This window comes from Streptomyces sp. NPDC046197 (genome assembly GCF_040646295.1).
Taxonomy (GTDB): Bacteria; Actinomycetota; Actinomycetes; order Streptomycetales; family Streptomycetaceae; genus Streptomyces.
Map to the genome: position 1 here is coordinate 1 of NZ_JBEYZY010000061.1, position 25,368 is coordinate 25,368.

15 protein-coding genes and 2 pseudogenes are annotated in these 25,368 nt (G+C 70.3%); 6 read left to right on the top strand and 11 right to left on the bottom strand.

Features of this window, described 5'->3' with window-relative positions; genetic code table 11:
- Nucleotides 1-92: 92 nt before the first annotated feature.
- From AB0A61_RS39150 to ccrA, 11 genes and pseudogenes are all read right to left on the bottom strand, one after another.
- A pseudogene (locus AB0A61_RS39150) lies at nucleotides 93-467 on the bottom strand (transposase); the annotation flags it as partial.
- Nucleotides 468-1,059: 592 nt separating this feature from the next.
- Nucleotides 1,060-1,674, bottom strand: a complete 615-nt coding sequence (gene mtnB, locus AB0A61_RS39155) for a methylthioribulose 1-phosphate dehydratase (protein ID WP_361303852.1) — start codon at nucleotides 1,672-1,674, stop codon at nucleotides 1,060-1,062.
- Nucleotides 1,671-2,411, bottom strand: a complete 741-nt coding sequence (mtnC, locus tag AB0A61_RS39160; RefSeq protein ID WP_361303855.1) for an acireductone synthase — start codon at nucleotides 2,409-2,411, stop codon at nucleotides 1,671-1,673. Before mtnC ends, mtnB begins: the two co-directional genes overlap by 4 nt.
- Complete coding sequence (locus AB0A61_RS39165) at nucleotides 2,408-3,004, bottom strand: cupin (RefSeq protein WP_361303858.1); 597 nt, start codon at nucleotides 3,002-3,004, stop codon at nucleotides 2,408-2,410. Before AB0A61_RS39165 ends, mtnC begins: the two co-directional genes overlap by 4 nt.
- A 108-nt stretch (nucleotides 3,005-3,112) precedes the next feature.
- Nucleotides 3,113-3,927: pseudogene (locus tag AB0A61_RS39170) on the bottom strand (S-methyl-5'-thioadenosine phosphorylase).
- Nucleotides 3,924-5,507 carry an S-methyl-5-thioribose-1-phosphate isomerase gene (gene mtnA / locus AB0A61_RS39175; RefSeq protein ID WP_361303861.1) on the bottom strand — a complete coding sequence of 528 codons (1,584 nt, stop codon included), beginning with the start codon at nucleotides 5,505-5,507 and terminating at the stop codon, nucleotides 3,924-3,926. Before mtnA ends, AB0A61_RS39170 begins: the two are co-directional and overlap by 4 nt.
- A gap of 99 nt (nucleotides 5,508-5,606) precedes the next feature.
- Entirely contained in the window at nucleotides 5,607-6,965 is a 1,359-nt protein-coding gene (locus AB0A61_RS39180; RefSeq protein ID WP_361303864.1) for a cytochrome P450, read from the bottom strand.
- Between the two features lie 78 nt (nucleotides 6,966-7,043).
- Nucleotides 7,044-7,388: a tRNA-binding protein gene (locus AB0A61_RS39185; RefSeq protein ID WP_361303867.1), complete on the bottom strand. Its 345-nt coding sequence runs from the start codon at nucleotides 7,386-7,388 to the stop codon at nucleotides 7,044-7,046.
- On the bottom strand, nucleotides 7,385-8,059 hold the full coding sequence (locus AB0A61_RS39190; RefSeq protein WP_361303870.1) for an ATP-dependent Clp protease proteolytic subunit: 675 nt from the start codon (nucleotides 8,057-8,059) through the stop codon (nucleotides 7,385-7,387). Before AB0A61_RS39190 ends, AB0A61_RS39185 begins: the two co-directional genes overlap by 4 nt.
- Nucleotides 8,060-8,166: 107 nt before the next feature.
- Nucleotides 8,167-8,751: an ATP-dependent Clp protease proteolytic subunit gene (locus AB0A61_RS39195; RefSeq protein WP_361303873.1), complete on the bottom strand. Its 585-nt coding sequence runs from the start codon at nucleotides 8,749-8,751 to the stop codon at nucleotides 8,167-8,169.
- Nucleotides 8,752-8,998: 247 nt separating this feature from the next.
- Nucleotides 8,999-10,348, bottom strand: coding sequence for a crotonyl-CoA carboxylase/reductase (gene ccrA / locus AB0A61_RS39200; protein ID WP_361303876.1), 1,350 nt, complete (start codon nucleotides 10,346-10,348; stop codon nucleotides 8,999-9,001).
- A gap of 299 nt (nucleotides 10,349-10,647) precedes the next feature.
- On the opposite strand from ccrA, the gene AB0A61_RS39205 reads away from it, so the two are divergent.
- The 6 genes from AB0A61_RS39205 to AB0A61_RS39230 all read left to right on the top strand — a co-directional run.
- Nucleotides 10,648-17,760 carry an amino acid adenylation domain-containing protein gene (locus tag AB0A61_RS39205; protein WP_361303879.1) on the top strand — a complete coding sequence of 2,371 codons (7,113 nt, stop codon included), beginning with the start codon at nucleotides 10,648-10,650 and terminating at the stop codon, nucleotides 17,758-17,760.
- The gene (locus AB0A61_RS39210; protein WP_361303881.1) at nucleotides 17,757-18,941 is read left to right on the top strand and encodes an FAD-dependent monooxygenase; all 1,185 of its coding nucleotides are present in this window, start codon (nucleotides 17,757-17,759) and stop codon (nucleotides 18,939-18,941) included. The genes AB0A61_RS39205 and AB0A61_RS39210 overlap by 4 nt, the downstream gene beginning before the upstream one ends.
- Nucleotides 18,938-20,290, top strand: coding sequence for a short-chain dehydrogenase (locus tag AB0A61_RS39215; RefSeq protein ID WP_361303883.1), 1,353 nt, complete (start codon nucleotides 18,938-18,940; stop codon nucleotides 20,288-20,290). The genes AB0A61_RS39210 and AB0A61_RS39215 overlap by 4 nt, the downstream gene beginning before the upstream one ends.
- 12 nt (nucleotides 20,291-20,302) lie before the next feature.
- Nucleotides 20,303-21,175 carry an SDR family oxidoreductase gene (locus AB0A61_RS39220; protein WP_361303885.1) on the top strand — a complete coding sequence of 291 codons (873 nt, stop codon included), beginning with the start codon at nucleotides 20,303-20,305 and terminating at the stop codon, nucleotides 21,173-21,175.
- Nucleotides 21,172-21,621 carry a nuclear transport factor 2 family protein gene (locus tag AB0A61_RS39225; protein ID WP_361303888.1) on the top strand — a complete coding sequence of 150 codons (450 nt, stop codon included), beginning with the start codon at nucleotides 21,172-21,174 and terminating at the stop codon, nucleotides 21,619-21,621. The genes AB0A61_RS39220 and AB0A61_RS39225 overlap by 4 nt, the downstream gene beginning before the upstream one ends.
- 100 nt (nucleotides 21,622-21,721) lie before the next feature.
- Nucleotides 21,722-25,368: beta-ketoacyl synthase N-terminal-like domain-containing protein (locus AB0A61_RS39230; protein ID WP_361303891.1), on the top strand; the 3,647-nt coding region annotated here is incomplete at its 3' end.

The following is a 25,368-nucleotide window of genomic DNA, read 5'->3' on the forward strand; positions in this document are numbered from 1 at the left end:
GTCGCCCGCCCGGACCCTCGAACAGCTTCGAGTTCGCTTGCCTGACGAGGACCATCCGGAAGATCAACCCTGACAGTTATTCAGAAACAAGCCCCCGCGGTGCCGGAGTACTGCCGCTGGACCCCGGCCGAACGGACACCCTTCTTCAGGAAGCCGGTGTCATCAAGGATGAGCACTGCATCCCGGTCACCGAGGTGTTCCACGACGTAGTCACGTACGTCGTCCAGGACCTCGTCGGCGTCCCACTCGATCCGGTTCAGCAGCCGGTGCATGCGATCGGGACCGCCATGACCGGCCTCCTCCGCCAGCGTCCAGCCGTTCTTCCGCTCCAGCGGCGCGACCAGCCCGCGCATATAGGCCAGCGCCGACTGACGCGGCTCCTCCCGGCTGAACCGGTGCACGAACCGCTCATGCACCGCTTCGAGCTCACCCGCCCACAACCTGACATCAGCAAGGTCCCCACCCATAACCAGACCAACGACCCAGCTGGCCACCAGTCACGGCAAGCACCGTTGCAGTACTAGGCCAGAGAGAGCAGCCAGTTCCTGGCCAAGATCTTCGACGCCCTGCGAACCAAGGGCATGCACCCGCGCAGATTGCGGACCAGATGGGCATCCACCCCGACGACCTTAACGACTACGTCTTCGGCCTCGTCCCCGTTCCCGTCCGAAACGATGGCGGACGGAAAGGGCGGGAGACGTCCGTTCCGGGCCGACGTCCGGACCTGGGCTTGCGTGAGGCAAAGGCCGACGGCACCTCAGCAGCACCACCCCTAAGGGGCACCGGCCAGGCCGGTTGCCCGTCGACCGAGGTCGGAACGGCCGTACACCGCTATCTGGAGAGATGCTGATCCCCTTCCGTATGCACTGTTGAGCGACGCTGCCTCGATCGACAGCCACATCGAGACACTGGCCCCGACCGGCTGCTGCTGTCCAACGCGGCTGACTTCGACGGGGTCGATCAGGTGCGCGCCGAGAGGCGAACCGCCGGGATCGATTCGGAGCCTCCATCACTCACGGAGTTGAGCGAGGCGCTTGGTGGCAGCGGCACGCCGCCGTCTCAACGTTTGGCCAGTTCGAGCTCCAGCATCCATTCCACGACTTCGGTGTGGTGCCGCGCTTGTCGAGGGTCCGCACCCCACACGTACAGGCCATGTCCGGCCACGACCACAGCTGGCATGCGCGGATTATGGGCGGCCTCCAGACGGTTGCCGAGGACGGTCATGTCCTGGCTGTTCGCGATGACCGGGAGCATCACTTCCTCAGCGTGTGTCGGCAGGCCGATGCCCTTAAGCATTTCGAGGTTGCGGAAGATGATTCCTTCGGGGCAGCGCTCTGCGACGGCAACCGAAGCGATGGTATGGACGTGTACAACGGCGCCCGCGCCGGTCAGACGGGCGACTCGGGCGTGCAGCGCCGCCTCGGCCGATGGTCTGCCGCCGCTGACGGCGTTGCCGGTGGCGTCGACCAGAACAACGTCGGTTTCTGTCAGTTCTCCCTTGTCCATGCCACTGGCCGTGACCGTGAGACGCAGCGGGTCACGGCTCGTCACCATCGAAAGGTTGCCGGAAGTGCCCCGCATCCAGCCGAGGGAGGCGAAGCGGGCTGCCTCGTTGGCCAGCACGGCTCCAGCCTCTGCCAGGCCAGAATCGAGGTTGATCGCGCGTTTGGTCACCGCGGGTTCCTCGCATCGTTGGCATTGGCCGGGCCGACTTGGATATCGGCGAAAGACCCGACCTCGGGGTGACCCTTGGTGCCGTGCCGGTGGTACGGCTCGCCGGGACGGCGCACCCCCGCGGTGAGCCAACCGGCCGCGCGGGCAGCGTCGAGTTCGGCCGGCCGGTCGGACAGGAATAAGATCCGGCCAGCGCGAATGGTGAGGACTACGCTGATAGCTTGGTACGACTCGGGGGACTGCTTGGGGCCGATGTTCTCGGTGTCGAACAGTCCATCGATGAGAGGCAACAGGTCGCCACTGGTGCTGTGGGTGAACCAGGCACGCTGAGCCGCCACCGAGCCCGACGAGTACACATGGAGTCCTACGCCCGCGGCGTGCCAGAGGCGCAGGGCGGGCGGCACGTCGTCGTAAAAGTGCGAGACCAGGTCGCCACTCGCGAAACCCTCGGCCCATGCGATGCCTTGGAACGTTTTCAGCGGTGTGACTTTGCGGTCCTCGTCCAGCCAGGTGTTCAGAGCCCTTTCGATTCGCGCCGCGTCTGCCTCCGGTTCCCCGAGCAGACGGCGTGCTTGGTCAATCGCTCGGCGGACATCAGCCTCGTAGCTCCGTTCGTTCAGAAGTGTGCTGAACTGTCGGCGCGAGTACGGGTACAACACTTCTGTCACGAATTCGGTGGCACTGGTGGTGCCCTCGATGTCGAGCACCACGGCGTCCGCTGTGAAGGCGACGGTCACCCTGCCCGCTCCTCGGTGAAGCTGGTACGGAACACGTCGAAATCGGGGAACCGGGATGAGATATCGGAGCCGGTGAAGTTGCCGATCCAGCCGTCTTCCTCATGGAAGAACCGGATCGCGGTGAAGGAGGGCTGAGTACCCATGTCGAACCAGTGGGGCGTTCCCTTCGGCACCCCCAACAGGTCACCCTTCTCGCAGTACATGGCATGGACCTCGTCGGCTATGTGCAGGTAGAAGATCCCGGCTCCGGCGACGAAGAAGCGCACTTCGTCATCGTCGTCGTGAGTGTGTTCGTTGAGGAACCTCTCGCGAGCCGCCCGGGCGCGGGCCGGCCAGTCGGGGGCAGTGCTGGGGTGCAGGGAGACGACGTCGACAGTGACGAACCCCTCTTCTTCGTTCAGCCTCTCGATCTCGCTGTGATACGCGGCGATGACTGTGTCGCTGTCGCTATCCGTCGGCACCTCATGACGCACGGGCCACCGCTCGTAACGTACCTGGAGTGGGGCGAGGGCGGCGGCGATCTCGATCGGCTTGGACGTGCGGCGGAGGACGGTCTGTGGGCCGGAGTCCGGCCAGGTGATCAGTTGTGTCATTTCAGGCCCAAGGAGACGTGTAACAGACGAGTGGACGGAGGTTCTGCAGGATGCTTCATGGATCCCGTGAGTGATGCGCGGATCTACGGAGTGCCGTTCACGAACGCATCAGGGCAGTTCGAAAGGCAGGCGAAGCCCATCAAGGGCGGTGACGCATGTGCACATCCGGTGTTCGGGCAACAGCTTCGCTGCCCCAAGGATGACAGCCCGCAGCCGCTCCAGATTGGCCTGGAACACCGCGAAGACGGTCTCCTGGTCGACGCTCTCGCTACGCCGAATGCCCGCGTCATGGTCGGTCACCAGTGCCACGGCCGTATAGCACAGCGCGAGTTCTCGTGCCAGGACCGCTTCCGGGTGGCCGGTCATGTTGACGAGGGTCCATCCGGCCGCCGCGTACCACTTCGATTCGGCGCGCGAGGAAAAACGCGGGCCTTCCACCACCACCATGGTTCCGCCGTCGTGGGCGTCGGTACCGATGGACGAGGCGGACTTGAGGACGGCGGTCCTTCCCGCTTGGCAGTAGGGATCCGCGAACGAAACGTGTACGGCGCCTGTGTCGTAGTACGTCTGGATCCGTCCGCTCGTGCGGTCAACCATCTGGTCGGGGACCACGACCTTGCCCGGACCCAGTTCCGGGCGAAGCGATCCGACCGCACACGGGCAAGGACCTGACGTACGCCCAGGGAGCGCAGAGCCCACAGATTCGCACGGTAGTTGATTTTGTGTGGTGGGAAGCGGTGCTCCGCACCGTGCCGGGGCAGGAAAGCCACCCGGCGTCCCTCCAAGTCCCCTACCGCGGGGGGATGCGACGGTTCACCGTACGGTGTGCTTACCTGCACGGTGCGCGCGTCGGTGAGCAGTTCGTAGAATCCGCTGCCGCCGATGACAACGATCTCAGCCTGTTCGAGAGGCTGTCCGGTCATGCTTGCTCCCCCTCGTCGTCCGTTTCCTTCACTTCGTGCAGGATCAGCAGCGGGTGTCGCGAGAGTCGCTCACTTCCTCCGAGCCCGGCCAACGAAACCACCACCGCCAGCCCTGCGACCTGGGCACCGCTGGCCTCCACCAGGGCCGCCGCAGCCGAAAGGGTTCCACCGGTGGCGAGCAGGTCATCCACGCACAGCACGCGCTCACCGGAGGCGATCACCCCCTTCTGGATCTCCAACCGGTCGGTGCCGTACTCCAGTTCGTACTCGGCCCCGTGCACCGGGCCCGGCAGCTTGCCCGGCTTGCGGGCGAGGGTGAGCGGAACGTTCTCGCGGACGGAGAGCGCCGCGCCGAGGAGGAACCCGCGCGCTTCCACGGCGAGGACCCGGTCGAAACCTCCGTCGAAGTGACGTGTCACGTGGTCGGCGAGTTCGGCCAGCAGACCAGGCTGCGCGTACACCCCCGCGAGGTCGCGGAAGACGATCCCGGGCTCGGGATGGTCGGGGAAGGCGAGGAGCAGCCGTTCGATACGGGCCGACAGCGGGGTCGCTGCGGTCAGGTCGGCTGATGTCCCGGAGAGCGCCGTGCCGGGGCGGAGCACCGCCCTCTCCTCGGAGACGGTCGCTGTGATGAGGCTCGTGGGAGTGACGTCGAACGCCGGGTTGTAGACGCCCGCGCCGGCAGGTGCCACGGCTGTCCCCGCACAGTGGGTGACCTCGGTCGGATCGCGTTCCTCGATAAGGATGGCCGACCCCTCGGGCAGGGACCGGTCCCAGGTGGATTCGGGAGCCACGACGAGGAAGGGAATGCGGTGGTGGGCCGCCGCCACGGCGAGCCCGTAGGTGCCGATCTTGTTCGCCACGTCGCCGTTGGCGGTTATCCGGTCGGCTCCCACCAGGACACAGTCCACCATTCCCTGGGCCATGGCGGCCGCCGCGGCGGAGTCGACGCATATCCGGTGAGGCACGGCTGCCTCGCCCAGCTCCCAGGCGGTCAGACGGCTGCCCTGGAGGAGCGGCCGGGTCTCGTCGACGAGCACTTCCTCCACGCAACCGCGTTCGGCCAGTTCGAGGATGGCTCCCAGCGCTGTTCCGCCCGCGGCGGTGGCCAGCCGTCCCGTGTTGCAGTGCGTGAGGAGGCGCAGCGGGCGCCTGTCCGTGAGTGACAGCACGAGATCGGCCGCGCGCCGGGCTGCGGCACGGTTGGTCGCGGTGTCCTCCTCGATCATCGAGAGCGCCTCGGCCAGTACGGCTTCCGGGCCGTCGTCCAGTCGGCCGAGTGCGCGACGGACTCCCCACTCGAGGTTCACCGCGGTCGGACGGGCCCGTGCGATACGGTCCGCGTCGGCTGTCACCGCCTCTGCGAGACCGTCCTCCGCGGCCGCGTGCAGACGTGCGGACAGGGCCACTCCCAGGGCGCCAGCCAGGCCGATGGCCGGCGCTCCGCGAATCGCCAAGGACCGGATGGCACTGATGAGTTCGTCCACCGAGGCCAGCCGCAGCAGCCGGTACTCTCCGGGCAGTGCACGCTGGTCCACCGCGACGACGGCTTCGCCGTCCCAGTTCAGCGAGGTCTTCATCCCTGCTCCCCCTCGTCAGGCGCTCTGTCGGACGGTGGCTTTCAGCGACGGTTCCTCGCACGGGACACGACGCGAGTGGGTGGCGTCCGCGCTTCTGCCTCAGCGTGGGGTGAGGCGCACGCGAACAGGGCCGGCAGCACGCATCGTCATCCCGAGTTCCAGGGGGATCTCGGTGTCGATCGCTGTCAGGGCGAAGCGCTGGAGGAGGGTCGCCAGGGCGAGGGTGGCCTCCAGCATCGCGAAATGCTGACCGATGCACGCCCGGGGTCCCCCGCCGAATGGGAAGAAGGCGTAGCGGGGGCGTTCCGCCTCCGCGTCAGGAGTGAAGCGCTCGGGGTCGAAGGCCGCCGGGTCCTTCCAGTGGTCGGGATGCCGGTGTGTCACATAGGGGCTGACGTAGACGTCGGCGCCCGCGGGTATGCGGAAGCCGCCGATCTCGGTGTCGGCAGTCGCCTTGCGGCCCATGATGGCCACCGACGGGTAGAGCCGCATCGCCTCCTTCAGCACCATCGTGATGTACGGCATCCGGTCGAGGTCGTCGGCGCCCGGAGCCAGGCCGCCGAGGACGTCGTCGACCTCGGCACGGGCCTTCTCCTGAGCCTCGGGGTGAAGGGCCAGCAGGTGCAGGGCGAACGCGAGGGCCGTCGCGGTGGTCTCGTGGCCGGCGAGCAGGAAGACGAGCACCTGGTCCCGCACCGCCTGGGTGTCGAGGGCCGAGCCGTCCTCGTCCCGGGCTTTGATCAGCATGGTCATCATGTCGTCGCCGTCGCTTCCGGGGGCCGTGCGGGAGGCGAGCCGTTCGGCGATGATGCGGTCGCAGACGGCGTACAGCTCCTGCTGGGCCGAGGCGGCGCGGCGATTGGCGGGGGTCGGCCAGCTCCTGGGCGAGCGCAAGGGGTTGGCTCCCCGCTGCAGGACGTGTTCGCCCAGGACCGGGAAGCAGCGGCGGACCACCTCCACGGTCTCGTCCAGGTCGGCCCCGAACAGGATGCGGGAGATGGCCCTCAGCGCGAACTCGGCCATCTCCGCGCCGACGTCCACGGTCGCGTCGGCCCGGGCGGCCCAGCGGTCGGCCGTGGCCGCCACCTCGGTGTGGATGGCGGATGCGTAACCGTCGACGCGGCGGCGGGTGAACAGCGGCTGGACCAGCCGGCGCTGGAAGACGTACTCGTCGTCCTGGCTCGTCAGCAGCCCGTTGCCGATGGATGCCCGGATCTCGCCGTAGACGGAGTTCTCCTTGCGGAACCCGGCCGCCTGGGTGCCCAGGATCTGTTGCACTCCGTCCGGGGAGAACACCGCGTACAGGTGGGTGCGCAGTCCTGGAGGCCCGACCGGGAAGCGCACGACGTCCCCGTAGTCCTGCTGGGCGCGCAGATAGGTGCCCAAGGTGTCGTCGCGTAGGTCCACGAGTGTGCCGAGCAGTCTGCTTCCCGCCACCTGTGGGGCTTCCCTGGTCATGCCGACGCCTCCAGTCCTTGCACTTCCTTGCGGTACGAGATCGGGGTCGTGCCCTTGCCCGGCGCCGGCCGGCTCCGGTCAGCCGACGACGTCTCCGGGCGCCGACTCCGGCGCGGGGCACAGCAGATGGACGAGGCCGTCCGCCGCGTAGGACCCGAGCAGCAGGAACTCACTGGTGCGTCCGGCGATCCGCTTGTCCGGCAGGTTGACCACACCCACGACCGGCCGGTCCTTCAGTTCCTCAGGCGAGTAGTTCGTGATCTGCGCACTGGTCCACAGCACTCCCGCATCCCCGAAGTCGACCTGGATCCGGTAGGCCGGCTTGCGGGCCTCGGGGAAGTCCTGGACGTCCAGGATCCGCCCCACCCGCAGGTCAGCGGAGAAGAAGTGATCGGCGGGGATCCGATCCTTGCGGTCTGTCATGACGTTCCGTTGTTCCGATCACTCAGTACGTTCTTGCGGTTGGTCAGTACGCGGTCGACCAGGCCGTACTCAGCCGCCTGCTCGGCCGTAAGGATCTTGTCGCGCTCGATGTCCTGCGCTACCTGCTCCACCGGCCGGCCGGAGTGACGGGCCAGGATGGTCTCCACCAGCGTGCGCACGCGCTGGATCTCGTGGGCCTGGATCTCCAGATCGGAGATCTGGCCGCGCTGCCCCCCGCTGTGCGGCTGGTGCAGCAGCACGCGTGCCCCGGGCAGCGCCGTGCGTTTGCCCGGGGTGCCGGCGGCCAGCAGGACGGCCGCGGCCGAGGCGGCCTGACCGATGCAGACCGTCTGGATGTCGGGCTTGACGAACTGCATCGTGTCGTAGATGGCCGTCATGGCGGTGAGGGAGCCGCCCGGCGAGTTGATGTAGAAGGCAATGTCCCGGTCCGGGTCCATCGACTCCAGACAGAGGAGCTGCGCCATGACGTCATTGGCGGATGTGTCGTCGATCTCCACTCCGAGGAACACGATGCGTTCCTCGTAGAGCTTGGAGTACGGGTCGTACTCGCGCGTTCCCTGTGCCGTGCGTTCGACGAACCGCGGCATGACGTAACGGGCTTGTGGCGGCGTACCGCCGGATGCCAGGAACGGACGATCGTGCAGGGCCATGGTCTCGGTTTCCCTCGGGGTCGGGTGCGACTGCGGTGGCTGGAGGCAGCCGGCCCGGCTCGGTGCCCGATGTTCGGGAGGGCGGACCTCGCCGGGCCGTCGTCCGTTCAGGAAACGAGCGTGCCGCCGGCCCCCGGGACGCCCGAGGCCGATTTCATCACCGAGTCGATGAGCCCGTACTCCGCCGCCTCCTGGGCCGTGAACCACTTGTCCCGGTCCGAGTCCCTGGTGATCGTGTCGACGTCCTGCCCGGAGTGCTGGGCGATCAGCTCGGCCATCTCGCGCTTGGTGCGCAGCAGATGTTCGGCGTAGATCTTGATGTCGGTGGCCGAGCCGCCGAGGCCGGCCGACGGCTGGTGCATGAGGATCTTGGTGTTGGGGAGGGCGTACCGCTTGCCCTTGGCGCCGGCGGTCAGCAGGAACTGGCCCATGGACGCGCAGAAGCCCATGGCGATCGTCACCACGTCGTTCTTGATGTAGTGCATGGTGTCGTACACGGCCATTCCCGCGGTCACCGAACCGCCGGGGGAGTTGATGTAGAGGTAGATGTCGTCTTCGGATTCCGCGGCGAGCATCAGCAACTGTGCCGTGAGCTTGTTCGCGATGTCGTCGTCGACTTCCTTGCCGAGGAAGACGATACGGTCGCTCAGCAGTCGATGGAATACCTGGTCACCCATTCCCATCCCGCTCATTCCGCCCTCGCTTCGCGGCAACCGCGAGTCCGACGAATAGTTGCGCGCTAAGGTCACTGGACCTCCAAGATCATGGAGGCGACGCTTGTGGCAGCCGCCCGGAGCTTTCTCACGTCTTCGTACCCGCCGTCCCAACACGCCGAAGGAACCGGCGTTTTGATTGACTGCGGATAACATCTCGACGCTAACACGGCAGTCAGGGCCTGTCCTTCGGTTCCCCGGGTGCTTCGCTGACAGCAGAGCACGGTCAGGCGGCGGACTCTCCGGCGTTCCGAAATCGCGTAATGGCCGAAATGTGTTGTGCTCGAAGCTCCGGTTCGCTCACCCCCAGACCCTCCTGGGGGGCCAGGCAGAGGACGCCGACCTTTCCCTGGTGCCGGTTGCGGTGGACGTCGTACGCGGCCTGGCCGCCGTCGGCCAGCGGATAGACCCGGGACAGCGTCGGGTGGATCCGTGCCTTGCAGATCAGCCGGTTCGCCTCCCACGCCTCGCGGTAATTGGCGAAGTGGGAACCGATGATCCGCTTCAGCGACATCCACAGGTAGCGGTTGTCGTACTCGTGCGTGTAACCGGTGGTGGACGCGCAGGTCACCACGGTGCCACCTCGTCGGGTCACGTAGACGGAGGCTCCGAAGGTGTCCCTGCCGGGGTGCTCCAGCACGATGTCGGGGTCGTCGCCGCCGGTGAGTTCGCGGATGCGGCTGCCGAACCGCCGCCACTCGCGCGGGTTCTGCGTGCCGTCCGTGTTCCAAAACCGGTAGTCCTCGGCGCCGCGGTCAATCACCGCGTCCGCGCCCATCGCCCGGCACATGTCCGCCTTGGCCCGGTCGGACACCACGCAGATCGGTTGGGCGCCGCCGGCCAGGACGAGCTGGGTCGCGTACGAACCCAGGCCCCCGGCCGCCCCCCAGACCAGTACGTTGTCGCCCTGCTTCAGGTCGGCGCCGTTGCGGCTGACCAACTGGCGGTAGGCGGTGGAGTTGACCAGCCCCGACGCGGCGGCCTCCTCCCACGTCAAGTGCCCCGCTTTGGGCATCAGTTGGTTCGCCTTGACAAGGGCGACCTCGGCCAGTCCGCCGAAGTTCGTCTCGTAGCCCCAGATCCGCTGTTCCGGGTCCAGCATGGTGTCGTCGTGGCCGTCGGCGGACTCCAGTTCCACGGACAGACAGTGCGCGACGACCTTGTCGCCGGGCCGCCAGGCGCGCACGCCCGGTCCCGTGCGCAGCACGTATCCCCCCAGGTCGGACCCGATGACGTGGTAGGGCAGGTCGTGACGGCGCGCGAGCGGCGACGTCCGGCCGTAACGCTCGAGGAAGGCGAACGTGGGCACCGGCTCGAAGATGGCGCTCCACACGGTGTTGTAGTTGACGGAGCTGGCCATCACGGCCACCAGCACCTCACCCGGCCCCGGCTCGGGCACCGGCACCTCTGCCAGGTGCAGGGACTTGCGCGGGTCCTTGTCGCGGCTGTCGAGACCCGCGAAGAGCTCGGTCTCGTCCTTGCGCAGGGTGAGGGCACGGCACGACTCGGGAACGGGCAGTGCGGCGAAGTCGTCCGGATCGGCAGCCTGAGTGACTGCTGCCAGTAACTCGTTCATGGAAGCTCCTGTCGGCAGGGCGTTCCCATGAGGAGGGAACGGTCGGCCGGTCCGCTCGCAGATTCTTCCCGAGCGCGTGTGTATTCCGCTACGTCTGCTCGGAAAAAAAATCCACGGATTCCGTGCCGCGAGTGGAAGCACCCAACCCAGCACGCAGTATGTGGAATTGCGGTGACTGGTACTGGGGCTACCAGGCTGCGGAATTTCTGGATGGTGCCGGACGTGCCAGGCAGAGTTCATCACCGCCGAACGGCCGCCGACTCCAGGAGCTGAGGGCAATCCGGACAGCATCCATTCCTTTGACAGCTTATCAGCGTGATATATGGGTGGCACACGAGCTGTTTCCCGAAAACCCACAGTTCACGATCCACCTGAGTCAGCGATTCCTCGGGGAGGTCGACCACGAGCTGCTGTCGACCGCGGTGCGGGATACCGTGCGGGCGAACGACGCCTTTCGTCTGCGGTTCATCGAGCGGGACGGCACTCCGTACCAACGGACCGACGGGGAACCGCCCGAGGTCGAGGTACTGGACTTCTCCGAGGACGCGGATCCCGGGGCGAGCTGTGAGGAGTGGATCGCCGCCGAGTCCGTACGGCCCTTCGACCTGAACGACGGGCCGCCGTGCCGGCTGTCGCTGATCAGGGAGGGAGCCACGGTCGTCCGGGTCTTCCTGGCGGTGCACCACCTGATCGCCGACGCCTGGGGGATGCACCTCTTCTTCGACCAGGTACGACAGCGGTACGCGGGCCTCCGGCCGGCCGCGCCGCCCGGCTTCGCCGACCACGTCGCGGACGAGCGGCGCTACCGGTCCTCGCCTCAGCACGCCGAGGACCGGGAGTACTTCAGGCGCACGCTGGAGACGGTCGAGCCCGCCCTGTTCCCACGCCGCGTCCCGGCCGGCGCCCGGCGCAGCGGCCGGTACTCCTTCGCGCTGCCGGGCGAGCTGACCGAGCGGGTCAGGGAGCGCGGCGAGACGCCGTTCGCCTTCATCGCGGCCGCCTTCTCCGTCTACCTGTCACGGATGCACGGCACCGACACGGTGATCCTCGGCACACCGCTGTTCAACCGCCGGGGGAAGGACGAACGACGGACGGTGGGGCAGTTCGCCAACACCCTGCCGCTCGTCGTCCATGTGGACGCGGACACGCCCTGGCGGGACCTGGTCTCCGCCGTGCAGCGCGACGCGCGTGAGCTCCAGAGGCATGAGCGGCTCGCCTTCGGCGACCTGCTCGGGGACCGGCCCGGCCACGCCCGGCAGGTGTTCGACGTGACGCTGTCGTACGTGCAGTGGCCGCAGGGCAGGCCGCTGCCCGGTCTGCGGGTCGAGTCGTCGGGGGCCACCCGGGTCCACGACCAGGACGCCCTCGCCGTCGTCGTCAACGAGCAGGGCGGCACCGGCGAGGTCGCGGTGGACCTCGACTACGCCACCGACGTGTTCGACGCGGACTTCCCCATCGAGGCGCTCGCCCGTCATGTGCGCACCCTGCTGCTCGCCGCGCTGGAGGACCCCGGCCGCGCCGTCGCCGCCGTCCCGATGCTGGACGACGCCGAGCGGGCCGCGGTCGTCCACGAGGCCAACGCCACGGACCGTGCCTTCCCAGACACCCGGACGCTGCACGCCCTGTTCGCCGCCCAGGTCGTACGCACCCCGGACCGCACGGCTCTGGTCGAGGCCGCCACCGGCACTCGCCTCGACTACGCCGGACTGGACGCCCGCGCCGAGCGGCTCGCGGCGGCGCTGCGCGCCGACGGAGTGGCCCCGGGCGACCGCGTCGCCGTGCTCCTGGAACGGTCGCAGCACACCGTGGTCGCCGTCCTGGCCGTGCTGAAGGCGGGCGCCGCCTACGTGCCCGTCGAGGTCGGCCATCCGGCCGAACGGATCGCCTACGTCCTCCAGGACAGCGGGGTCCGCACGGTGCTGACGGGCCCCGGGACACCGCAGCTGGAGCTGCCGGCAGGGGTGGCCGTACGACGCGTGGACGAGGAGCCCACCGCCCCGGGGCCGGTGCGGCCGCTGCCCGCCCTCGCCGGCCCCCGTGACCTGGCCTACGTCATCTACACCTCGGGCTCCACCGGCCGCCCCAAGGGCGTCATGGTCGAGCACCGGGCCGTCGTGAACCGGCTCACCTGGATGCAGCGCCGCTACCCCGTCGGCGCGGACGACGTGATCCTGCACAAGACGCCGATCGCGTTCGACGTGTCCGTGTGGGAGCTGTTCTGGTGGGGCACAGCGGGCGCCCGTGCCGCGCTGCTGCCGCCGGGCGCGGAGAAGGACCCGAGGGAAGTGCTGCGCACCATCGCGGCCGAATCGGTCACCGTGCTGCACTTCGTGCCCTCCATGTTCGGAGCCTTCCTCGAACTGCTCGACGCGGAGCCGGAGCTGCTGGCCCAGGCGGCGTCCGTCCGCCGGATCTTCTGCAGCGGCGAGGCGCTGCCCCCGGACCAGGTGGCCGCCTTCCACCGGATCTTCGGTCCCGACGGGCCGGGGCTGACCAACCTGTACGGCCCGACCGAGGCCACCGTGGACGTGTCGTACCACGACTGCCACCACAGCGGCTCCGTCGACCGCGTGCCCATCGGGCGGCCGATCGACAACCTGAGGCTGTACGTCCTCGACCGGTTCGACGACCCGCAGCCGGTGGGCGCGGTCGGCGAGCTGTGCATCGCCGGCGTCGGACTGGCGCGCGGCTACCTCGACCGGCCCGAGCTGACGGCCGAGCGGTTCATCGACGACCCGTTCATGCCGGGGGAACGGATGTACCGCACCGGCGACCTCGCCCGCCGGCTCGCCGACGGCACACTGGAGTTCCTGGGGCGCATCGACGGGCAGGTCAAGGTCCGCGGGAACCGGGTCGAACTCGGGGAGATCGAACACCAGCTGTCGCGGCTGCCCTCGGTGCGGACCGCGGCCGTCACGGACCGCCCCTCTCCGGGCGGCGGTGTCCAGCTCGTCGCGTACTACGTCGCCGACGCTCCGGTCGAGGACGCGGAGATCCGCGGCCGGCTCGCCTCGGTGCTGCCGGAGTTCACGATCCCGGCGCACTTCGTGCGGATCGACCGGATCCCGCTGACACCCAACGGCAAACTGGACCGTGCGGCCCTGCCCGCACCCGTGCCGAACGGCGAGCCGGCCTCGTACGCCGCTCCCACGACGGACGTCGAGCGGATCCTGGCCGGGGCGTGGGCCGAGGCGCTGGGCGTGGAACGGGTCGGCGTCGACGACGAGTGGTTCGCGCTGGGCGGTGACTCCCTGCTGCTGCTCAGGGTCCGGGCGGCGGCCGAGCGGCGCGGGCTCGCCCTGACGCTGGCCGACATGGTCCGCCACACCACCGTGGCCACCCAGGCCCCGTACGCCACCGCGGGGCGCCCGGATGCCCTGCCCGAACCGTTCGAGCTGGTCACGGGCGCGGACCGAGCCCGGCTCAGCGACCCGGGCCTGGCCGACGCCTTTCCGGTGACGCGCCTCCAGCTCGGCATGATCTACCACAGCCGTGAACAGGCGGACTCCCCGCTCTACCACGACGTCTTCCACTACGCGTTCGGCCTGGAAGCCGTCGACTGGGACGAGCCCGCCTTCCGGGCCTCCTTCGACCGCCTCGTCGCACGGCACGCGGCCCTGCGTTCGGCCTTCGACCTCACCGGCTGCTCGGAACCCCTGCAGACGGTACGGACCGAGGCGACCGGCGGTCTGCGGATCGTCCGTGTCACCGACGCCGACGCCGATGCCGCGATCGCCGCGTGCGTCGCCGAACGACGCGTCCACCGCTACGACTTCGAGCAGCCGCCGCTGTACGAGTTCCGGGTCCACGTCCGTCCAGGACGACTGGATCTCGTGCTCAGCTTCCACCACGCGATCCTGGACGGCTGGAGCGTGGCCGTGCTGGTCCGGGAGCTCTTCCAGGATTACCTGCATGGGCTGGGAGCCGACGTCGAACCGGTGAACGACCGCCCGCTCCCCTCGTTCGCGGCCTGTGTCCGTGCCGAACGGGCCAGCCTGGAGTCGGCCGCCGACCGTTCGTACTGGCAGCATCTGCTGGCCGGAGCGGAACCCGTTCGGATCGACCCGTACGTGCCACACGAGCCGCCCCGGAAGCCGCAGTTGATCGTCCGGCACATCGAGCTGCCCCACGAGCTCGCCCGTGCGCTGGACGGCTTCGCCCGCCGGCACGCGGTGCCGATGCGGCTGCTGTTGTTCACCGCGCACTGCCTGACGCTGCGGCTGCTCGCCGGCAGCCCGGACGTCACCACCGGCCTGGTCACCCACGGCCGCCCCGGGGTGGCCGGAGCCGACGGGATGGCCGGGCTGTTCCTGAACACCATGCCGTTCCGGCTGGAGAAGGCGGAGACGACCGACGGCACGTGGCTCGACGTGGTGCGTGCGGTGGTCCAGCAGGAGAGGGAGTCCTTCCCGCACTCGGCCTACCCGCTCAGCGCCATCCAGACCGACCTGGGCGGCGCCGTCACCGAGACCGCCTTCAACTTCGTACGGCTGCACACCCTGGAGGCGGTCCTCGGGCGCGGCGGGCTGACCCTGCTCGACCTTGTCACGCATGAGGAGACCAACCTCGCCCTGCTGGTCAACGCGGTCGTGGATCCACGCGACGGGCAGGCGCTGCGGATCAGGTTCGACTGCGACGGGCGGTCGTTCAGCCCGGGGCAGGCGGACCGGCTCGGCGACGTCTTCCGGCGGATCCTCGGCCGTATCGTCGAGCAGCCCGACGAGACCGTCGACTTCGGCTTCCTGTCGGACCCCCTGCCCGCGCCCGCCCGGCTGCCCGACCCGGTGGACGTGCTCACGCTCATCGACAAGCGGACGCGGCTCCGGCCCGACGCACCTGCCGTCGTCTTCGGCCCGGTCACCTGGAGCTACGAGCGGCTGGACCGAGCCGCCGACCGCGTCGCCGCGGAACTCGTCGGGCTCGGGGCTCCCGCCGGAGCGCCGGTGGGCATCGCGATGGACCGCTCCCCGGAGACGGTCGCCGTGGTGCTGGGCGTGCTGCGCGCCGGGGCGGTCTGCCTGCCGCTGGACGTGTCCTACCCGGCGGGGAGGCTGGCGCGCATGATCGAACTGGCGCAGCCGTTCCGGGTCGTAGCCCATTCGCGGCACGCCCACCTCGTCTCCGAGCGGGCCCTGTTGGTTCTCGCGGAGTCTCTGGCCCTGACGCAGGCCGCCGACGACGAGCCCACGGCCGGCGTGCGTCGCCGGGTCGGCCTGGACGACCTCGCGCTGCTGCTCTTCACCTCCGGCTCCTCCGGCGAGCCCAAGGGGGTCGAGCTTCCGCACCGGTTGTGGGCCAACTACGTGCGCTGGCAGCTGGAGGCGGCCACTGCGGCGGCCGGAGAGCGCACGCTCCAGTTCGCGCCGCTCAGCTTCGACGTCTCCTTCCAGGAGATGTTCTCCACCCTCGCCGGCGGCGGCACCCTCGTGCTGGTCTCCGAGGAGGACCGGCGTGACCAGTCGGCACTGCTGCGCCTGCTGGAGGAGCAGCGGGTACGACGGGCCTTCCTGCCGTTCGTCGCGCTCCAGCAGCTCGCGGACGCCTCCGGGGAGCTGGGCCTGCGCCCGTCGCGGCTGTCGGTGCTGGTGTCGTCCGGGGAGCAGCTCAGGGTGACCGACGAGATCCGCCGGTTCTGCTCCGCCCTGCCCGGCACGGTGCTGGAGAACCAGTACGGGCCGACGGAGACCAACCTCGCCAGCTCGTACGTGATGACCGGCGACCCGGCGGACTTCCCCGCCCTGCCGCCGATCGGCCGCGCCATCCGCGGAGCCGAGATGTACGTGCTGGACGAACGGCTGCGGCCGGCCCCGGCCGGGGTGCGCGGGGAGATCCTGCTCGGCGGAGCCTGTCTCGGCCGGGGCTACCTTGGGCGCCCGGACCTGACCGCTGAGCGCTTCGTCGCCGCGCCTTGGGGCGCCCGGCTCTACCGCACCGGCGACCTCGGCCACACCCTGCCCGACGGCGACGTCGTCTGGCTGGGCCGCGCCGACGACCAGGTGAAGGTGCGCGGCTTCCGCGTCGAACCCGCCGAGGTCGAACTCGCCATCAGGGCACTGGAGGAGCCCGGGATCGAGGAGGTTGCCGTGGTGGCCCGCCGTCGCGACAACGGCGAGTCCTACCTGGCGGCTTTCCTGGTGGGCACCCCGGACACGGTCGACCTGTCCGAGGTGCGCAGGCGGCTGCGGGCCGTGCTGCCCGACCACATGGTGCCCTCCCGCCTCGCGTGGTTGCCCGCCCTGCCGCTGACCCCCAGCGGCAAGCGCGACGACGGTGCCCTGCGCAGCCTCCCGCTCCGAGCAGCCCCGGCGGCCGCGCGCACCGCACCCCGGGACGCCCACGAGCGGGCCGTCGCCGACATCCTCGGCGAGCTCCTCGGCATCCCCGCGCCCGGTGTCGACGACGACTTCTTCGAGCTCGGCGGCACCTCACTGACCGCGATGCGGCTGATGGTCGCCGTGGAGAAGCGGTTCGGGGCCCGTGTCCCGCTCGCCGCGTTCGCCACCACCCCGACCGTGGCCGCGCTGGCGGCACGGCTGCGCTCGCAGGACGCCGTCGCGGGCTTCGACTCAGTGGTGCCGATCCGCACCGAGGGCACCCGTCGGCCGCTGTTCCTCGTCCACCCGCTCGGCGGCAACGTCCTCTGCTACGTCAGACTGGCCCGGCACCTGCCCGACGACCAGCCGGTGTACGCGCTCCAGGCCGCGGGCGCCGAACCCGGGACCGAGCCGGTCGAGACGATGAGCGGCATCGCCCGCGGCTACCTGGAGGCGATCCGCCGGATCCAGCCCGAGGGCCCCTACCGGCTGGGCGGCTGGTCCTTCGGCGGGTTCGTCGCCTTCGAGATGGCCTGGCAGCTGCACGCCGCGGGCACCGGGCAGGTGGAGCAGCTGGTCCTGCTGGACTCGATCGCGCCCGACCCGGGAGAGCGGCCCGACGTCGCGGACCGGGCCATGCTCGAGTGGTTCTTCTGGGAGCTGATCTGGGTCGACCGGGGCGGTGACGCTCCCGTCGAACCGCTCCCCGACACCCTGGACAGCGACGAGGACCGCCTCGACTTCATCGCCGCCCGCGCGGCCGCCGCCGGCATCCTCGCGCCCGCCACGGCACGCTCGGCGGTCCGTCGGCTCTTCCGTGTCTACAAGGCCAACTGGGCGGCGCTGCGCGACTACCAGCCCGGCCCGCTGCCGGTCGACGTCACCCTCGTCAAGGCCACCGGGGAACTGCCCGACGCCCTGAAACCCATGCACGGCGCGGCCCGCACCCTGCACCGGGACCCGCTCAACGGCTGGTCCACGCTCACCAGCGGCCAGGTCCGCCTGATCGAAGTTCCGGGCGACCACCTGCGTCTGCTCGACGAACCGTACGTCCAGGAAGTGAGCCGACGCCTCACCGAAGAGAGGCCACCGAAGTGACGCCACGTCCACCTGTCCGTGCCCTGGTCGTCGGGGCCGGCATAGGCGGCCTCACCGCCGCCGCGACCCTGCGCAGCGTCGGTGTCGACGTCGAGGTCTATGAACGGGCCCGGGAACTGAAGCCGGTCGGCGGCGCACTGTCGCTGATGTCGAACGCGGTGCTGGCCCTGCGGACCCTCGGCATCGACCTGAAGCTGGAGGAGAACGTAGAGATCCTGGAGCAGCTGCACTTCCGCACCAAGCGGGGCAGGCTGATCCGGACCCTGGAGTTCAAGGACATCTGCGACCGCCTCGGCGCCCCCAGCTTCGGCCTGCACCGCGCGGAACTCCAGCGCCTGCTCCTGGAAGCGGTCAAGGACGTCCCGATCACGCTCGGCGCCCGGGCCGGCCACTTCGAGGCCGACGACGACGGGGTGAGCGTGCACTTCACGGACGGCACCGAGGCCCGCGGCGACGTCCTGATCGGTGCCGACGGCTTCGACTCGACGGTCCGCCGCACCCTGGTCGGCCCCGAGACGCCGTACGAGCCCGGATACGTCTGCTGGGTCGCCACCCCGTACGTCTCCCACCCCGCCATCACCAAGCAGTACGGCGCCCACTACTGGGGCCGGGGCCGCCGCTTCGGCATCGCCAACATCGGCAAGGGCCAGGTGTACTGGTGGGGCACCAAGAACATGCCTGCCGCGCGCGCCCGGGAGTGGCGGGGCACGCGGGCCGAGATCGAGCAGACGTACGCCGGCTGGGCGCCGGAGGTCGAGGCGTGCATACGCGCCACGCCCGAGGACAGGATCACCGCGTTCCCGGCCCGGGACCGGCCCTTCCTGGAGCGCTGGGGCAAGGGCAGGGTCACCCTGCTCGGAGACGCGGCCCACCCGATGATGACCAGCCTCGGCCAGGGCGCGGCCATCGCCATGGAGGACGCCGTCGTCCTCGCCCACCACCTGAAGGGCGCGAGTGACCTGCCCGGCGCCCTGCGCGCCTACGAGGGTGCCCGGCTGCCCCGCACCCGCAAGATCGTCGCCGCCGCCCGCTCCCTGAGCGAACTGGAGCAGACCGAAGCCTGGCCCCAGCTGGTGGGACGCCGGCTGTTCTTCACGTTTGCGCCGCGCTCGGCGCTCGACAAACAGAACATCGAACTCCTCGACTACCACGGCGCCGTCGCCGGGGAGGTGAACCGGTGAAGCCCGCAGCCGAGATCGCCCGGCCTCTGACTCCGCTCGAGCGCTGGTACTGGATCTGCGACCAGATCTCCCCGCTCAACGTCATCGGGCACGTACGCGTCCGCGGACGCCTCCCCGAGGAAGTACTCGGCCAGGGCCTGGACGCCCTCCAGGCCCGCCACCCCCTGCTGCGGGCCGCCATCCGCGCCGAGGCCGACGGCAGGGGGGCGCACTTCATGCCGCTCACCGGGCAGCCCATCCCCCTGCGCACCGTCTCCCTCCCCGACGGCGACGAGCATCCGGGCGAGCCGCCCTGGCAACGCGAGCTGAACGAGCACGAGTTCAGCGAGCCCGTCGACTGGGCCACCGGCCCGCTGGCCCGGGCCGTCGCGATCTCCCGGGGCGAAGTGCACGACTTGATCATCACCGTGCCGCACTGCGTCGCCGACGGTACGACCGTGCTGAGCCTGCTGCGCCAGTGGCTGCACCTCGCGGCCCGCTGCGAGACCGGCGAAGTGCGTGGGGACGCGAAGCTGGAGCCCGCACGCGCCCTCCCCGGCCCCGAAGGACTGCTGCCGCCGGAGTACCGGGGGCTGAAGGGGGCGGCCAAGGTCGCCGCGCAGTTGCTGTCCGACCAGTCGGTGGCCAGACGACTCAAGCCCAGCCGCTTGGAGCCGAGCCGCCGGGTGCCCTTCGCGCAGCGCGCCACACGGCTCATCCACCACGAACTCGACAGGCAGGACGTCGAGGTCCTGGCCCAGGCCTGCAAACGCGAACGCACCACGGTCCACGGGATGTTGGCGGCGGCCATGGTGACCGCCGTCGCCGAGGACGCCGACACCGGGCCGGGCCACCTCACCATCGGCTCCCCGATCACCTTCCGCGAGACCCTGGAGCCGCCCGTCACGGACGACGAGCTCGGCACGTACGTCGCCACCGTGCCGTCGGTCGTCGCCTACCGACCGGGACAGTCGCTGTGGCCCATGGCCCGGGCCATCAGCCGTGACCTCGCCCGCCGCCGCAACCGCGGCGAGCACCTCACCGCCGTCGCGACCATGGGGTTCGTCGCGCCCAAGACCGTCGCGAAGAGCGACCGGTTCCTTCGCTTCATGGAGGACAAGGGGCCCATCGCCCTGTGCCTGTCGAACCTCGGCCGGTTCGACTTCCCCGACCGGATCGGCCCCTGGGAGGTCAGCGACGCCGAGTTCGTCACCGGCCTGTCGGTGAACGCGTACTTCGTGGCCACCGTCAACACCAGCCACGGCCGGCTGGCCTGGAACTTCACCCACGTGGACCAGGCCGTCCCCCGGGACCGCGCCGCACGCATGGCCGACGCCAGTGTCGAGTCCGTGCTGGCCGCCCTCACCTGACAGGAGCCCCTCATGTCCCCCCGTATCCCCAGCCCGCGCGGGCGCGCCGTGGTCGTCACCGGGGCCTCCTCAGGTCTGGGCAAGGCGTGCGCCGAGTACTTGGCGGCGGCCGGCTTCCGTGTCTTCGCCGCCGTACGCAAACCGGTCGGCGAGCCACCTCGCCCCGGAGTGGAACAGCTGATCCTCGACGTCACCGACGCGGCGTCGGTCGCCGCCGCCGAGGACGTCGTGCGCGACAAGGTGGGCGACACGGGACTGTGGGGGCTGGTCAACAACGCCGGCATCTGCGTCTCGGCGCCCCTGGAGTGTCTGCCGCTGGAGGACCTGCGGCAGCAGCTGGAGACCAGCGTCGTCGGCCAGGTCGCCACCACCCAGGCGTTCCTCCCGATGCTGCGCGACGCGGGCGGCCGGGTCGTCAACGTCACCTCCGGGCTCGGCAACGTCGCCATCCCCTACCTGGGCGCCTACGCCGCCGCCATGTGGGCCAAGGAGGCGTTCAGCGACGCCCTGCGACGGGAGGTCGCCCCGAGCGGCGTCCAGGTGAGCGTCGTCCAGCCCGGAGCCATCCTCACCCCCATCTGGGACAAGGTGACCGACACCGGCACACGCATCCTGGAGGCCACTCCCGGGCCGTTGAGGGAGCTGTACCAGGGCACCTTCCTGCGCTTCATGGAGAGCAACGAGCACAGCGCGCGCACCAGCAGGACCACACCGGAGGACTTCTCCCGGACCGTGCTGCGGGCCCTGTCCGACAGGCGGCCGCGCACCCGGTACACCGTCGGGCGCGACGCCGCCGCGGGTCGCGTGCTCACCCGGCTGCTGCCCGACGCGGCGCTCGACCGCGCCTTCCGTTCCCTCGTCACCCCCTCAGGAGGAACCCCGTGACCAACCCCGGACCCGACAAGCTCAAGGAGACGTTCGCCACGAGCCTGAAGCTGCTTCAGGAGGGCCGTGTCGAGGAGTGGATCGCGCTGTTCGCCCCCGACGGAGTCCTCGAGTTCGTCTACGCTCCGCCCGGATTCCCCACGGTCATGCGCGGCACGGACCAGCTGCGCGCCCAGATGAGCTTCATGCCGCAGCAGCTCAAGGTCGAGTACGGCGAACCCGTCTTCCACGCCGTCACCCCGGAAGGAGTGGTCGTCGCCGAGTTCCCCGGTGACTGCACCCTGCTCGCCACCGGTGGCCAGTACCGGCAGGACTACCTCTCCGTCGTCCGCTTCGAGGACGGCCTGATCACGCACTACCGCGACTTCTGGAACCCCTGGCTGCCCATGGCGGCGGTGGGCGGCGAGGAGGCGTGGAACCAGGCGCTGCAACCACTCATGGGCTGACCCCCGCCACCGGCTGCCCGGCGACCGCGACCCAGGCGGCGCCGGGCACCAGTGCGACACGAGACATCCGCGACACGAGCGACGAGGGACGAAGGCAGGCATGACCGACACGACCAGGACCGTTGCCACCCCGGACGAATCCATCGCGGTTGTCGGCATGTCCTGCCGGCTGCCACGGGCCGACGACCCCGCCGCGTTCTGGCGGCTGCTGCGCGACGGAGTCGAGGCCGTCGGCGAGACCCCCGCCCACCGGTGGGATCCGGCCATGCTCGGGTCCGCCGACGCCCCCGCCCTCGCCCACGGAGCCTTCCTCGCCCACGTCGACCGGTTCGACGCCGCCTTCTTCGGCATCGGCCCCGCCGAGGCGGCCACCATGGACCCCCAGCAGAGACTCGTCCTCGAACTCGCCTGGGAGGCCCTGGAGGACGCCCGCATCACCCCGGACCGGCTCATCGGCTCCAGCACCGGAGTCTTCGTCGGCGCGATCTGGGACGACTGGTCCCGCCTGCTGCACGGCCACAGCCCCGACACCGCCGGCCAGTACGGCCTCACCGGCACCCACCGCGGCATCATCGCCAACCGGGTCTCCTACGCGCTCGGTCTGCGTGGCCCCAGCCTCACGATCGACAGCGCCCAGTCGTCCTCCCTGGTCGCCGTGCACGCCGCCTGCGCCAGCCTGCGCAGCGGTGAGTCCACGCTCGCCCTCGTCGGCGGCGTCAACCTCAACCTGCTGCCCGAGTCCGCCGCCGCCCTCGGCCGGCTCGGCGCGCTCTCGCACGACGGCCACGTCCGCCTCCTGGACGCCGAGGCGAGCGGCACCGTGCGGGGAGAGGGCGGAGCCCTCCTCGTCCTCAAGCCGCTGCGCGCCGCCCTCGCCGACGGCGACCGCGTCGTCTGTGTCATCCGCGGCAGTGCCGTCAACAACGACGGCGCCACCGACGGCCTCACCACCCCGAACCCGGACGCCCAGCGCGCCGTGATCCTCGCCGCCTGCCGTCGCGCCGCCGTCGACCCGACCGACCTCCAGTACGTCGAACTCCACGGCACCGGCACCCCCGTCGGCGATCCCGTCGAGGCCGGCGCGGTCGGCCGGGCGGCCGGAGCCGAAGCGGGCCGCGACGACGGACCCCTCCGGGTCGGCTCCGTGAAGACCAACCTCGGCCACCTCGAAGCCGCCGCGGGCATCGTCGGCCTCCTGAAGGTCGCCCTTAGTCTTCGCCACCGCGCCCTGCCGCCCACCCTCAACCACCTCCGCCCCCACCCGGACGCCCGGCTGGACACCCACCACCTGGAGGTCCAGACCGAGCACGGGCCCTGGCCTCATCCCGAGCGGGAACTGGTCGCGGGCGTCAACTCCTGGGGGATCGGCGGTACGAACTGCCACGTCGTCCTCTCCGAGGCACCTGCCGCCCAGGAGACCTCCGCCCCGGCGACGGACGGTCTGCCGTGCGTATGGCCGGTGTCCGCCCGCACCGGGACCGCCCTGCGCGCCCAGGCGGACCGCCTGCACGCCCACCTCACCGGCACCGACCCCTCCGCCACCTCCGACCAGGTCGGCCACGCCCTCGCCGTCACCCGCACCGCCTTCCGCCGCAGGGGCGCCGCCGTCGGAACCACCCGGGCCGAACTCCTCGAAGGACTCCGCGCCCTCGCCGACGGAACCACCTCGCCCCACCTGGTCACCACCCCCGCCCCGGCCGCCGGACCGACCCCCCTCGCCGTGCTCTTCGGCGGCGGAGGCAGCCAGCGCCCCGGCATGGGCGCCGAGCTGTACGCCGCCCACCCGGTGTACGCGGCCGCCTTCGACGCCGTCTGCGACGAACTCGACCGCCACCTCCCGCAGCCCGTCCGCCCGCTGATCTTCACCGAACCGGACACCCCGGAAGCCCGGCTGCTCGACCGCACCGACTTCGCCCTCCCCGCGCTCTTGGCCGTGGAGGTCGCTCTCTACCGCCTCTACGAAAGCTGGGGCCTGCGCCCCACCCACCTCACCGGCCACTCCATGGGCGAGCTGACCGCGGCCCACATCGCCGGTGTCCTCTCCCTGCCCGACGTCTGCGAACTCGCCGCCGTTCGCGCCCGGCTCATCCAGTCCGCGGCCGGCGGAGCCATGGCCGCCGTCCAGGCCTCGGAGGACGAGGTGCTGGCCGCGCTCGACGAGTTCTCCGCCGCCGTGTCCATCGCGGGGATCAACGCACCGGACTCCACGGTCATCTCCGGCGACGAGGACGCCGTCCTCGAACTGTGCGCACGGTGGCGTTCCCGCGGACGCAAGACGAAGCGCATCGCGGTCACCGTCGCCGGCCACTCGCCGCACATGGACGGCATCCTCGACGAGTTCCGCACGGTGGCCCGCCGCCTCACCTACTCACCGCCCCGCATCCCGGTCATCTCCAACGTCACCGGCACCGTGGCCACCGTCGAGCAGATCACCGACCCCGAGTACTGGGTCCGCCACGTCCGCGCGACCGTCCGCTTCGCCGACGGCCTGCGCACCCTGCACTCCGAGGGCGTCACCACGTACCTCGAGCTCTCCCCGAGCCCCGTCCTAGCTCCCGCCGTCGGCACCTGCCTGGACGGTGAGGAGCGCAGGCCGGTCGTCATCACCACTCTCCAGCGGGACCGCGCCGACGCGCTCGGCGCGGCAAGCGCCCTGGCCGCACTGTTCACCGTCGGCCATGACATCGACTGGTCCGTCGTCTTCCCGCCCGGCACCCCGGACTGCGACCTGCCGACATACGCCTTCCAGCGGCGCTCCCACTGGCCGCGGTTCGACACCGAGGGCCGTCCGGCGCGTGCGGTCCACATCACCGGGGATGTCACGGAGACCTCCGAGGCCGAAGACGAGCATCCGCTCGCCGGGCTGCGCGGGGACGCCCTGCGGGCCGCCGTGCGCGACCTCGTGGAGACAGCCGTCACCGCCGTCCTCGGAGAGGACGACGACGAACCGGACGGACGCTCCGATGACGGCCGAGGCGCGGACCGGACGTTCAAGGACCGGGGCTTCACATCCCTGCGCGCCGTGGAGATGCGCGACCGGTTGGAGACGGCGACGGGCCTGCGCCTGCCGGCCGGCCTCCTCTTCGACCACCCCACCGCGGACGCTCTCGTCGAGCATCTGTGCCGCACGCTCACGGGGGATGCCGATGTGTCCGCCGGTGTGGCTGGTGGGGTGGTCGCGGTGGATGAGCCGTTGGCGATCGTGGGGATGGCTTGCCGGTTCCCGGGTGGTGTGGGGGGTCCGGAGGATCTGTGGCGGCTGGTGGCCGAGGGCCGGGACGTGGTCGAGGGTTTCCCGGCGGATCGGGGCTGGGATCTGGAGAGGTTGTTCCATCCGGATCCGGAGCATGCGGGGACGTCGTATGCCCGTGCGGGTGGTTTTCTGCGGGGGGCGGCGGGGTTCGATGCGGAGTTCTTCGGGATCAGTCCGCGTGAGGCGTTGGCGATGGATCCGCAGCAGCGGTTGCTGTTGGAGACGGCGTGGGAGGCGTTGGAGCACGCCCGTATCGACCCGCACGGCCTGCAGGGCAGCCGCACCGGCGTGTTCACCGGCGTCATGTACAACGACTACGCCTCCGGCCTCGGCCAAGGCGAGTCCACGACCGAGGGCATCGACGGCTACCTGCTGACCGGCCGCTCGACCAGTGTGGCTTCGGGTCGGTTGGCGTATGTGTTCGGGTTCGAGGGCCCGGCGGTGAGTGTGGACACGGCGTGTTCGTCGTCGTTGGTCGCGTTGCATCTGGCGGG